The sequence below is a fragment of the Nitrosomonas europaea genome, from assembly GCF_900167395.1.
Lineage (GTDB): Bacteria > Pseudomonadota > Gammaproteobacteria > Burkholderiales > Nitrosomonadaceae > Nitrosomonas > Nitrosomonas europaea.
The window spans coordinates 1-13168 of the sequence record NZ_FUWK01000055.1 but is presented as its reverse complement, the minus strand read 5'-3'; the positions used below and the strand labels follow the sequence as shown (position 1 = coordinate 13168).

Annotated in this window: 7 protein-coding genes and 1 pseudogene; 4 read left to right on the top strand and 4 right to left on the bottom strand. The window is 53.4% G+C overall.

Going from position 1 to position 13168, the window contains the following annotated elements; translation table 11 throughout:
* The 4 genes from B5D58_RS12525 to B5D58_RS12510 all read left to right on the top strand — a co-directional run.
* A partial coding sequence (locus tag B5D58_RS12525; RefSeq protein WP_143779592.1) for a BapA/Bap/LapF family large adhesin occupies positions 1 to 2178 on the top strand: 2178 nt, incomplete at its 5' end.
* A gap of 25 nt (positions 2179 to 2203) precedes the next feature.
* Positions 2204 to 3580: a TolC family protein gene (locus B5D58_RS12520; RefSeq protein WP_011110807.1), complete on the top strand. Its 1377-nt coding sequence runs from the start codon at positions 2204 to 2206 to the stop codon at positions 3578 to 3580.
* Positions 3573 to 5783, top strand: coding sequence for a type I secretion system permease/ATPase (locus tag B5D58_RS12515; protein WP_011110806.1), 2211 nt, complete (start codon positions 3573 to 3575; stop codon positions 5781 to 5783). The genes B5D58_RS12520 and B5D58_RS12515 overlap by 8 nt, the downstream gene beginning before the upstream one ends.
* A complete protein-coding gene (locus B5D58_RS12510; RefSeq protein ID WP_011110805.1) occupies positions 5780 to 6952 on the top strand; it encodes a beta-barrel domain-containing protein in 1173 nt (390 codons plus the stop codon). Before B5D58_RS12515 ends, B5D58_RS12510 begins: the two co-directional genes overlap by 4 nt.
* 80 nt (positions 6953 to 7032) lie before the next feature.
* Here B5D58_RS12510 and B5D58_RS12505 read toward each other — a convergent pair whose 3' ends face one another.
* From B5D58_RS12505 to B5D58_RS12495, 4 genes and pseudogenes are all read right to left on the bottom strand, one after another.
* A complete protein-coding gene (locus B5D58_RS12505; protein WP_011110804.1) occupies positions 7033 to 10179 on the bottom strand; it encodes an efflux RND transporter permease subunit in 3147 nt (1048 codons plus the stop codon).
* Between the two features lie 25 nt (positions 10180 to 10204).
* A complete protein-coding gene (locus B5D58_RS12500; protein WP_011110803.1) occupies positions 10205 to 11371 on the bottom strand; it encodes an efflux RND transporter periplasmic adaptor subunit in 1167 nt (388 codons plus the stop codon).
* 306 nt (positions 11372 to 11677) lie between these two features.
* A pseudogene (locus B5D58_RS14235) lies at positions 11678 to 11897 on the bottom strand (IS5/IS1182 family transposase); the annotation flags it as partial.
* A gap of 34 nt (positions 11898 to 11931) precedes the next feature.
* Positions 11932 to 13106 (bottom strand): IS3-like element ISNeu4 family transposase gene (locus B5D58_RS12495; RefSeq protein ID WP_143779591.1). Its coding sequence is split into 2 segments (ribosomal slippage): positions 11932 to 12845 and positions 12845 to 13106, totalling 1176 coding nucleotides; the frame shifts between segments, so codons are not numbered across the junction.
* Positions 13107 to 13168 lie beyond the last annotated feature (62 nt).

Here is a 13168-nt window from a genome sequence, read left to right as displayed (position 1 = left end):
CTGGATACAACCCATCCACCAGCAATCGCCGACTTTGTCGTCAACGTCGACGGCACCCCGGTCACCGTCAGCAACGTCACCGTCAACGGCAGTACCGTCACCCTGGAGCTGGCCACACCGGTCAACAACGGGGAAACCGTCACGCTCAGCTACACCGATCCGACCGCAGGTGATGACCTCAACGCCATTCAGGATCTGGCCGGCAACGATGCCGCCAGCCTCCTCAACAGCCCAGTGACCAATACGGTGATAGCCCCGCTGACTGCCATCAACAATACAGAAGTCGCGATGGTGAACATTAACACCACGTCAGCTGCAGTCAATGAAGGGAGTGCAACCACGTTACTTGGAATGGGTGTTGGATTAGCTGGCCTGGATCTGCAAGCGGAATTGCTGGGCACGGAAAAAGTATCCTTCGATATCCCGAGCGGACATGTAGAGGATCTTGTCTTCACATTCGGTTCACTCCTTAATCTAAGTCTCCTCGGTGATTACCGGATCGTCGTTCAGAAATGGAATGCAAGCACCGGAAAGTGGACTACGGTTGATTCATTGTCGGATGGCGCAACGATCCTGACAATCGGTCTGCTGAACGATGGCAGTTATGGCGTGCAACAGCTGCTCGGTGAGGGACAATACCGCGCCTTCGTCTCTTATGGCGGTGTGGGCCTTTCTGTTCTCAATACCCTCTCAGTTACAGGCACTGAATATGCACACACTTATGTGGCGGATACGACTTCAAGTAGTGGCAACGTCATCACCAATGATCAGAACGTCACGGCAACGACGATCATTAGCCATATCAATGGCGAGCCACTCGTAGCCGGCGACAACACAATCACCGGCGACTGGGGCTCGTTGGTGATCAATCGGGAAACCGGTGCATATACTTACACACCCAACACGGCCAACAGTTCATCCATCGGCCAGATGGATACATTCACCTACACCCTGTTTGACACGGCAAACAATGCTACCAGTACTGCCACGCTTGCCATCAACATCAGCAGTAATGATGTAGCTGCCAATGATGCAGGTGCAGCAGGGATAGTATTTGACAATCCGCCACCGGAAGACAGGTTCAATGACTCCGCTACTGCCGACACCATTCCTCTTAATCCTATTCCCAACACCTACAATAGTGCCAGCTTTACGATCAACGGTAATGAAGCCGTTTCCGGCACAGTAAAACTATCTACACTCGTGGCAGTAATCACGAATACCACTCTGGTCATCCAGGAGGAGACAGCCCCGGGTGTCTGGACTGCAGTATCCAACGGCACTTTCGATTTTTCCTCGTTGGCTTCAATTGGCACCTTCGGAACTATTAATCTTGCCACACTGGATCTGGATGCTGGAACATATCGCATCCATTTGAAATCGCTTACAGGAATACTTACCAGCATCAATATCACAACCGACGTCAATGTCACGCATACCGACCAGTACGTGGTCACAGGCACCACCAACGTTCACGGTAATGTGCTTGCCAATGACGTGACAAATGACGCTCAGCCGACCTTTCAGGTTCTCGATGCCACCAACACCTATGTGGATGTTACAGACGGCATGACAGTCACCGGCGACCACGGTACGCTCACACTTTACGCCGATGGGCACTACATCTACACACCGGACATGGCCACGGATTATTTTACCAGCCCGCTGATTGACAGCTTCGAGTACCAGCTCACCAGTGGCACTGTCATCGATCAGGCAAGGTTGGACATCACCAACGGTAGCTACGGAGTAGAGCGGGGTAGTACCGCTAATGACACGCTTATCGGCAATGCTGGCAACGACATCCTGATTGGCGGCAGTGGCAATGATATGTTGACAGGCGGCACCGGCGGGGATGTATTTCTCTGGGAGAACCTCAACCCCATTGATGCCACTGGTGGCAACGGCACCGATATCATTACCGACTTCACGATCGGGATGATCGGTACTGATGCCAACGCTGACATCATTGACATCTCACGGTTATTAGTGAGTTTCGACCCTGGCACCAGTTCTGTGGAGAACTTTTTGAGCCTGACTTCATCTGGAGGCAATACAGTGATCAATATCGACCGTGACGGCTCAAATCTAGCCTATGGTCCCACTCCACTGGTAACTTTGAATGGTGTGACCACTGATTTAGCTACGTTGTTGGCGAACAATCAGATCATCGTTTAATACGCGACAGCTCCCCGTTTTTCGCATGTTTACCCTGCTGTCCTTGATTTACGCAAGTACGACCGTACTAGCGGGAAAATTACCTGTTCCGCGTGATATAGCGATCCCCAGTCGGGTGATTTCCGTTGCATCCGCCGCGTTCCCACCCCCATTAATCAATGGCGGGAAAGTGCGACGGGTTTCCCTCGATGCCCTGACTCTGTCTGATGCAATCGGTATCGCTATTGCTCATCATCCTGATATCAGCCGTGCTCATGCCGAGGTCATTCAACGCAATGCCGAGGTCGATGTGGCCAAGGCGGCCTGGTATCCCAAGGTCGATTATGGCGTGAAGCCCGGCTATGGCAGAAGCTACAATGCACTCAACTCCGGCAACACCACTGCCCTGCGTACATCGGTGGGTGTCAGCCAACTGATCTACGACTTCGGCGTCACTTCCAACCGGATCAAAGCTGCAGATGCAGTTGGGGAACAGACCGGTCATCAACTGGCCGATACCATAGAGACCGTGGCCTATAACACCGCGACCAACTTTATCGAACTGGCTGCCGCGCAAGATCGAATCGCCGCAGCCCATAAGCAAATCGAAGCGCTGAAGGCCACCCATTCCAAGATCATTGATCGTGTGCGCGCCGGACTCTCGGTCTCCTCCGATAGAACAATGGCAGACCTAGCTATCAGACGCGCCGAAGCTGAAGCTGAACAGGCGAATACGCGGCGCGACGTTGCCGCCGCCAAGCTGGCTGAGCTGATCGGGGTGCGCCCTGAAAACGTAGCTTGCCTAGGTGATACCGTGAGCCTGGTTAGCAAACTAGGAGCCCCCGACGGCAATGTCGACCAACGGCCATCAATCAAAGCTGCCGAGGCTGCTGTTCAAGCAGCCGACGCCCAACTTCAAGTCGCGCGCGGCAGTCGCTATCCTTCCATTGGGGTAGGTGCTTCCCGTTCCTTCACGACCGGCCCAGCCAGCGCACTCAACGACACTTGGATCAGTGTGGTCATGAGCGGCAGCTTCGATTTCGGCAACAGTGCACGGCATCAGATCGAGGCCGCGAAAGCTGCGGCAAACGCCAGCCGTAAGGCTTTGGAAAATGAGCGTTTGATTACGCGCAGTGCTCTTAATTCCGCCCAGATAGAGGCCAGAGGCGCTGCTGAGCGCATGACAAGCTACGAAAAAATCATCGAACTAGCTCAGGTCTCACGCAATCTTTACTGGCAAGAATATATTCTGAACAAGCGCACACTAACCGATGTTCTCAACCCTGAGCGTGATATCTACCAATCGGAACTAGAATGGATCAACGCTCTGGCCGATGCTACCATAGCCCGCATCCGCGCCCAAGTAGCGGTTGGAGGGTTCGTGCAACAACTCCGTGATCGCGAAGGAAATCGTCATGAATAACACCACGCGCAAGCAAATCATGGCCCCTGCTACATATTGGGCCGAATCGCTGCTACTAGCTGCACGTCAGCTGGGATTGCAGACGTCGCCCGAATGCGTGCGTGGCGCGGCTTCCTGGGTCGGCTGCGATGATCCGAATGCCGCCGTGCTTGACATTGCAGCCCAGGCTGGCTTATCGGCAAAATTCGTAGAGATATCTCTGACTAGGCTTTCGCCCATCATGCTACCAGCCTTGCTCGAACTGGATGACGGCCAAATAGGCCTGCTCATCGATATAGATGCCGGCCGCGCGACCATTTTGTTGACGTTGGAAGGCAAAGTACTGGAGCGACTGCTGCCGATCGACAACCACCCTCGTCTGCTATTGCTGGTACACGAACGCACAGCCCCGCGCAAGGATCGAGTGAATGATTATTTAGTCACCACAACCGACCACTGGCTGCGTGATATCTTTATTTCGCACTGGAAAACGTTATTTGAACTGTGTGCCGGTTCGCTGTTCAGCAACCTGCTGGCGATCTGCACGGCGCTGTTCGCAATGCAAGTTTGGGATCGCGTAATCCCCGCACGCTCAATCAATACATTATGGGTACTGGCCTCCGGCGTGGCCATGGCCTTGCTGCTGGAACTGATGCTCCGCATGATGCGCGTAACGATTGCCGACCATTTCGGCAAGAATGCGGATATCAAGCTATCTTCTATGTTTTTCGCACGCGTGTTGGATATTCGCAACGATGCTCGGCCTCGTTCTCCGGGCAGCTTGATCGCCCAACTGCGCGATCTGGAGCAATTACGGGAACTACTGACTTCCAGTGCATTGGGTGTGCTGATCGATCTGCCTTTTGTGTTCGCCTTTCTTTTGATCATCTGGGTGCTCGGCGGCTGGTTGGTCCTTGTGCCACTAGCCGCCATTCCACTGCTGGTACTGCCGGGTGTGTTAGCGCAATATCCACTTGCCAAACTGTCGAAAGAGGGTATGGCCGAAGCCGCCCTGCGCAATGCCATCCTGATGGAATCCATCTACCGCATTGAAGACATCAAAACCCTGCAAGCTGAACCGCGCTTCCGGCAACTGTGGGATCAAACCAATTTCATTAATGCCGATATCAGCCTCAAACAGCGTTATCTGTCCGGTCTGCTGATGAATTTATCTCAAACCGTGCAGCAACTGGCCTATGCAGGTGTCCTCATTGAGGGAGTTTATGCCATCCTAGATACCGATCTTTCTTTCGGTGCCGTAATGGCCTGCTCCATACTCACCAGTCGCACCATCGCCCCCCTGTCCCAGATTCCTGCTGTGCTGTCGCGCCTGCAGAACGCCCGTGTCGGCAAAGATGGATTGGATAAATTGCTGGAATTGCCGATCGATCATCCCGTCGACAAAAATACTTATCACAAACCAGTACTGCTGGGTCGCTACGAATTTGAGAACGTCAGCTACAGTTTCGATCCTCAAGAAAAACCGGTACTCACGATACCGTGTCTCTCTATCCGGCCTGGAGAGCGCATTGCCATCCTGGGCCGTGTGGGTGCAGGCAAATCCACCTTGTTGCGCGTGTTGGCCGGCCTGGCAATACCTCAGCAAGGCCGCGTGCTTTTCAACGACACACCCATTAGCATGATCGACGTAGCCGATGTACGGCGTGATATAGGCACTGTCCTGCAGGAGGCCAGTCTGTTCTACGGTAGCCTGCGCGAAAACTTATTGCTGGCTAATCCGCTAGCAACTGATGAAGAATTGCTAGCGGCGATGCGCCTGTCATGTGCCGATCAACTTCTGCTCAAACAACCGCACGGTCTCGATCTTTTGTTACGCGAGAATGGCTTTGGACTTTCGGGAGGCCAGAAGCAGTCACTGATACTGGCTCGCACCTTTCTGCGCACCCCCAATGTGCTGCTGCTGGATGAACCAACGGCTTCGCTGGATGAAAACACTGAACGGAACATCATCGAGAACATGCGTCAATGGCTGGGTGGACGCACACTGATCGTGGCTACCCACCGCTACCCACTGTTGTCCCTGGTAGATCGCATCATCGTCATCGACAGCGGCCGTATCGTGCGAGACGGCCCGAGAGAGGAAATACTTGCCGCTATTCGCAGCCTTGCAGCCAACAGCCAGAACGTAGCTCACTCTAAAACTCATATCCAGGTCCACTCTCAGCCACAACGCCAACCGCAAACCACTGGAACCTCACCATGAATTTACAGGATGATGCTTTCAGCAAGGATGAATCTCGTTTCACCGCCAGTTCCATCCTCTGGCTGATCGTAGCCAGCATGGCGATCTTCCTGATCTGGTCGTATTTTGCAGTTCTGGATGAAGTGGCCATCGGCGAAGGCAAGGTGACTCCAGCCTCCAAAGGCCAAATTATCCAGAGTCTGGAAGGTGGCATTCTGTCCGAGTTGGTCGTGCATGAAGGTGACGTGGTCGAGAATGGACAGAAGCTCGCCACGCTGGATCCAGCCTTAAGCCGCTCCTCGGTCGAGGAGGCCGCGCAGAAAATAATTGCCTTGCAAGCGCGCGCCGCACGCTTGAGAGCTGAAATTGAAAATAAATCCGATGTTACTTTTCCGCCTGAACTGGCTGATGAAAAGGCCGTGATCGAGCGTGAGCGTCAGCTTTTCCGTACTGATGTACAGGCCTTTCACGAAAATGTTTCTCAACTCAGCCGGCAATTGCGCCTGGCCCAACAGGAAATCGACATTGCCATGCCTTTACTGAAGACGGGTGCTACCAACGAAGTCGAGATCCTGCGCCTGAAGCAAAAGGCTGCTGAACTTTCAACCAAGCTGGCTGCCACCAAGGGCCAGTACTCCGTAGCGCTCAAATCCGACTACGCTACCACCATGGCCGACCTCGGTCCGCTGCTCAAGGTGCGCGAAGGTCGAGCCGACCAACTGCGCCGCACCATTATTACCTCACCCACACGCGGAATCGTCAAGGATGTACGCGTGAATACCATCGGAGGTGTGATCGGCCCCGGTGGTGAATTGATGGAGATCGTTCCGCTGGATGACCAGTTACTGGTCGAGGCTCGCCTCAGCCCGCGAGACATCGCCTTCATTCACCCAGATCAGGCTGCTACCGTGAAGATCACCGCTTTCGAGCCCTCAATCTACGGCACACTGGCCGCCACAGTACAAAACATTTCACCCGACACCATAGAAGATCAGGTTGACAAGCGCCTCTACTACTACCGTGTCTACCTGCTGACCAAACATGCTTACCTTGAGACCAAGGATGGTAAACGCCATGCCATCATGCCCGGCATGGTAGCCACAGCTGAAATCCGTACCGGCCAGAAAACCGTTCTAGATTATCTGATCAAGCCTCTGAACCGTGCCGCCGAAGCGCTGCGGGAACGTTAGACGCTCGTTGAAAATTTCAATCCCACTGTTGCACAAATCTCCCTGGCCACGATCGTCAACATAAGCTGTTTAATCAGCGATCACCCTTCCTGCGACTTAAGATGGTTGAAATGGGCCAGCTTGCGCAGAGCAACGTAAAAGACAGGAGTAAGAAACAATCCAAATAACGTTACTCCGAGCATGCCGGCGAAGACGGTAATACCGGTTGCGTAGCGTACCTCACTACCTGCACCGTAACTAAATACCAAGGGAACAGATCCGGCGATGAAAGCGATCGAAGTCATTACGATCGGCCGCAGTCGAAGGTGGCAGGCTTCCAGAGCAGCTTCGACAATATCCTTGCCTTGGATCTCCAATTCCCGTGCGAATTCAACGATCAGGATGGCATTCTTGCATGCCAGCCCCATCAATACGACGAGTCCCACCTGGACGAATATATTATTGTCGCCACCTGTGAACCAAATGCCGAAAAGTGCAGCACACATACATACCGGCACAATCAGGATGACCGCCAAGGGTAGCGTCCAACTCTCATAGAGGGCAGCCAGCACCAGAAAAGTCAGCATGATCGACAAGGGGAATACGATGGCCGCTGCATTACCTTGGGTGACCTGCTGATAGCTCAGATCGGTCCATTCCAGTGTAATACCGCGAGGCAAAACCTCTGCAGCGATCTGCGAAAGCTTGGCAATGACTTGCCCCGAGGAGAGTACGCGAGGATCAGCGTCACCTATCAGATCAGCTGCGGGGTAGCCGTTGTAGCGAATGACCGGATCCGGGCCAAAGGTATGTTGAATCGTTACCATCGACCCTAGCGGAACCATTTCTCCTCGACTATTGCGCGTATACAGATTGTTGATGTCTTCAGCTTTCTGGCGAAAAGCCGCATCCGCCTGGGCCATCACGCGATAGATACGACCATACAGATTGAAATCATTGATGTAGAAAGAACCCAGATAGACCTGCAACGTATTGAAGAGGTCTGTCAGATTTACTCCCTGAGCTTTGGCTTTGACTCGATCTACCTTGACCTCGAGCTGTGGGACGTTGGCCTGGTATGAGCTGACAGGAAAAGTCATGCCTGGCGTCTGTGCAATCACATTCTGGAAATGTGTCATGACGTTTTGCAATACCCCGTACCCCAGCCCTCCCCGATCGACCAGATAGAGCGAATAGCCCGACCCGTTGCCCAGGCCCTGTATGGATGGAGGCAATAAGGCATAGGCTTGCCCGTCCTTGATATCAGTCAGCTTGGCATTCAGTTCGGCCGTGATCGATTCAGCAGAACGCTGGCGTTGATCGAAAGGTTTGAGGATGACGTAAGACGCAGCCAGATTGGGCGTATTGACTGACTGCAATGCATTCATCCCCACATAGCTTTCGGTCATTTCCACGCCTTCAATACTACTAGCAAGGTCATTGAGTTGACGTGTAACGGCATCAGTACGAGCGAGCGAAGCGCCCTCCGGCAATTTGGCGCCAGCGAAAAGATAAAGTTTATCCTGATTTGGAATAAAGCCAGTCGGTACGATATGGAATAGTACGACAGTCGCGAGCAATAGTCCCGCATAAACGGCAAATACGATGCCCCGTCGATTCAACGTTCGGGCTACCGTGCCTTGATATTTGTCGGAGCTGCGGAGAAACAGGCGGTTGAAAGGATGAAACAGCCATCCCAGACTACGCTCAAGTACGCGGGTAAGTTTATCTTTCGGGGCACTCTGTCCTTTGAGCAGTTTTGCTGCCAATGCCGGCGACAGGGTGAGCGAATTGATCGCAGAAATAATGGTGGATATGGCGATGGTAACGGCAAATTGCTTGTAGAACTCTCCGGTGACACCGCTCAGGAATGCCATGGGCACGAATACGGCGCATAGCACAAGCGCAATGGCGATGATCGGACCGGAAACTTCTTTCATCGCCTGGTGTGCCGCTGCGAGAGGGCTCAGGCCTTTTTCAATATAGCGCTCGACGTTTTCCACGACGACAATCGCATCATCGACGACAATACCCACGGCCAGGACCAATCCAAACAATGTCAATGTATTGATGGAATACCCAAGCAGGTACAGCCAGGCGAACGTGCCGATAATCGAGACCGGCACCGCAATCAGAGGAATGATCGACGCGCGCCAGGTCTGCAGAAAGAGAATGACCACCAGCACGACCAGGAAGACCGCCTCGATCAGTGTCTGACCCACGGCTCGAATGGAATCCCGGACAAAAACAGTAGGATCCCATACCACCCGATACTCGATACCCGGAGGAAAATTTGCTGCAAGTTCTTCAAACTTGGCATAGACCGTTCTGGCCACCTCCAGAGAGTTAGCACTGGGCGTCAGAAAAATACCGGCGCTGGTGCTGCCCCTGTTATCGATCATGGCATGCAGCGTGTAATCGCTGGAGCCGAGCTCGACGCGACCTACATCCGATAAGCGGACCAATTGGCCATCGTCGGCACTTTTGAGTACGATATCACCGAACTCCTGTTCACTGCGAAGCCGCCCGCGCACATTGATCGGAACGAGGAAATCTGCCCCTTGGGGTGATGGTTCGGCGCCCAATTGCCCCGCGGATACCTGCACATTCTGTTCACGAACAGCATCCACCACGTCGCTGGCTGTAAGGCCCCGCGCGGCAAGCTCATTCGGATTCAGCCACAGGCGCATCGCATAATCACCTTCGCCGTACAATCCGACGTTGCCAACACCCTTCAAGCGTGAAAGCTGATCCTTGATATTCAAGGTCATATAGTTACGCAGATAGACCGAGTCATATCGACCATCGGGTGAAGAAAGATTCACGTACATAAGCGGAGTCGGGGACTGCTTCTGTGTGGTTACGCCGTACTGGCGTACGTCGTTAGGCAGACGGGACAGGGCCTGGGCGACACGGTTCTGTACGCGCACAGCAGCGGTATCCGGATCGATGCCGGGCATAAAAGTAACCGTCACTTGCAGGCTGCCATCGGAGCCTGCAACGGACTTCATATACATGATCCCTTCAACGCTGTTGATCGCTTCTTCCAGCGGAACGGCGATTGAATCTGCGATCTCTTTGGGATTGGCGCCCGGGTATGTTGCGCGCACGACCACGCTTGGCGGCACCACTTCCGGATATTCACCTGCAGGCAGCAGCGGGATGGCGATCAGTCCCGCCGCAAAAATGATCACCGAGAGAACGATGGCAAATATGGGACGGTCGATGAAGAACTTGGAGAAATCCATGATCGTACGCTTTTACTTTAACACTTCATGGAACGAGAAGAGGAGTGGTTGCCTGCGTTTCCATGGCAACATGCTGAGGTTTTACGATCATCCCGTTGTGAAAGATCTTCTGCGCACCAATGACGACGACCTTATCTGTTGTGTCAAGACCCGACTGCACGATACGCAAACCATCGATCTGACGACCCAATGTAATATCCCGGCGGAATGCCTTGTCACCCTCCCCTAATACATAAACATATTTGCGGTCCTGATCGGTCAGAATAGCCTTCGCGTCGATCAGGAGTACAGGCAGTTCATCGCTGCCTTGCAGTTGTACCCGAGCGTGAAGACCCGGTGTCAGCAAACGATCTGGATTAGGAACGACAGCACGGACACGTATTGTCCCGGTTGCGGGATTGAGTTGATTGTCGAAGAAATCTACCGTTCCGTGATGGGGAAAACCTTCCTCATCAGCCAGACCGATACGAACCGAATAAATAGTGTTCTCGTGATCGTTCTTGAGAGCAAATTTCTTGTAGCGCAGAAAACTATGTTCATCACAGTCGAAATACACATACATGGGATCCTGCGAGACCAGGGTTGTCAACATGGATTGATCAGCCCGGGCAAGATTACCCGCAGTCAAATATGCTCGACTCACGCGACCTGCGATTGGTGCACGAACCTCGGTAAAATTGAGATTGAGTTTGGCAGTGGCTACAGCAGCTTTCGCTGCACGAACCTCGGCAGCCGTTTGGTTAAAATCGTTTTTTCTCCCATTGAACTCCTCGCGCGATATGGCTTGTTTTGCAAACAGTGCATGCACATGTTCAGTCTTGCTTTGTGCAAGACTCGCTGCGGACCGCGCACGTTCAAGTTCTGCCTGTGCCCGGTGAAGTGCATCCCGGTACGGACGGGGATCGATGACAAAGAGAAGATCGCCGGGTTTGACTTCGCTACCTTCCTTATAGGCAATGCGATTGATGTAGCCACTGACGCGAGGACGCAACTCTACCGTCTGGATCGCACGAACACGCCCATTGAATTCATCCCATGTTCGCACGGAACGCGACAGCACGCTTGCAACCATAACATCGGGCGGAGGAGACTCGACCGGCGTACCGGATTCGGAATTACATCCGGCAATGAATATTGAGAGAACAATGAAAATGATGAATACGCACGACTGGCGCATGGCAGAACTGCACATAGTAAATCACGAAAAACGATCAGAGGAATGATAAGGTTCAATATCGAAACTTGATCTGATACACCAGTATCAGTCCGTAGAATTACGGACACAGGATTTTGCAGCAATTGTCTCGATTGTTTTCAGCGCTGAAATTGCTCCTTGTGGATCACCCTAAAGAATAAAGTTACCGGTAGGCTAACCGCTGGCTTTCGTAGAACTTTGGGTAGTGTAACACATTCATCATAATTTCAGTCAGTGCGTTGCCATAGCTGTACTTGGAATGTCTTGAATGACTCGCACCTGCTCGGTCAGATAGGGTTCAATAGATCTATCCTGATTACCACCTCTGGCTCCACTGGCATGTGGATGAACTTTACAATGGCTGGCATCAATCACCAGTCATTCATAATCCGGGTCATCAATCAGGATTTCCAGCAACTTCTCCCGGATACTTTGTTACGCCAACGAATAAAACGACGGTGGGTATTGCTCCAGCCCCCGTAATCCGGCGTATATCACTCCACGGAACTCCTATTCGCATAATCTGACGTAGGTCGTCAACCGTAGAGTCCAACGGGTTAAGCGGCTATCTGTTTTGCATGGTATTTCTGGGTGAATTGTGCCGGCGACAGATAGCCCAGTCTCGCCTGCTTACGAATTCGGTTGTAGAAGATTTCAATGTACTCGGTGATTTCCTGCCGGGCTTGTGTGCGCGTAGTAAAGCGCCTGTGATGCACCAACTCGTTTTTCAGGGAACCCCAGAAACTCTCCATCGGCGCGTTGTCCCAACAATTGCCCTTGCGGCTCATGGAAGCTTGCATGCCGAATTGTTGCAGTTGCTTTCGATAAGCGTGGGCGCAGTACTGGCTGCCACGATCTGAATGATGGATCAGCCCCCTTGCTGGCCGCTTGGCGGCGACGGCGCGAAAGAGCGCTTGCGATACCAGGCTCGTGGTCATCCGCTCGGACATGGCGTAGCCGACCAGTTCGCCGTTGAACAAATCCTTGATGCCGGCAAGATAGAGCCAGCCCTCGTCGGTGGCGACGTAGGTGATATCGCTGACCCAGGCGCGATCGGGGGCCGCCACGGTGAATTGCCGATCGAGAAGATTGGGCGCCAGTGGCAGGGCATGCCTCGAATCTGTCGTCGCCTTGAATTTCCGCTTCTGCTTGCAGCGCAGCCCGAGTTTCCTGCGTATCCGCTTGATGCGATAGAGGCTCGTCTGGATGCCGTGATCGGCCAGGTCGGACCGCAGGCGCCGGGGACCGTAGGTTTCACGCGTCCGCTGATGCGCGGCCTTGACCTCGGTTTCCAGCCGGAGGTTCTCTTGCTGACGAGCTGACGGCGGACGTTGGCGCCAAGCGTGATAGCCGCTTTCCGAAACGTCCAGAATCCGGCACATCGCCGCCACCGCGTGGTGCTGTCGCAACTGTTCGATCCGGGCGTATCTCACCGCGACTCCTTCGCGAAATACGCCGCACATTTTTTTAGCAGATCACGCTCCAGTTTCACTTCCGCCAATTCCTTGCGCAGTCGCGCCAGTTCAATTTCCGTTTCCGTCGGCACCCGCTGACCTTGCCCAACCTTCGCCAGGCTGCCTGTACGCGATGCCCTCACCCAATTGCCAAGACTGCTCTTTGGCACCAACAAGCGCTTCGCTGCCGCATCCACCGACAGCCCTTCCGCTTCCACCAGCTTCACCGCTTCCGCCCGAAATTCCGGCGTGTAGATCCCTTTCGGGAGTCGTTCCATCCTTGTCCTCCGTTCCTCACATTTTACGAAACGTTGGACTCCACTTTTTTCAACCTACGTCA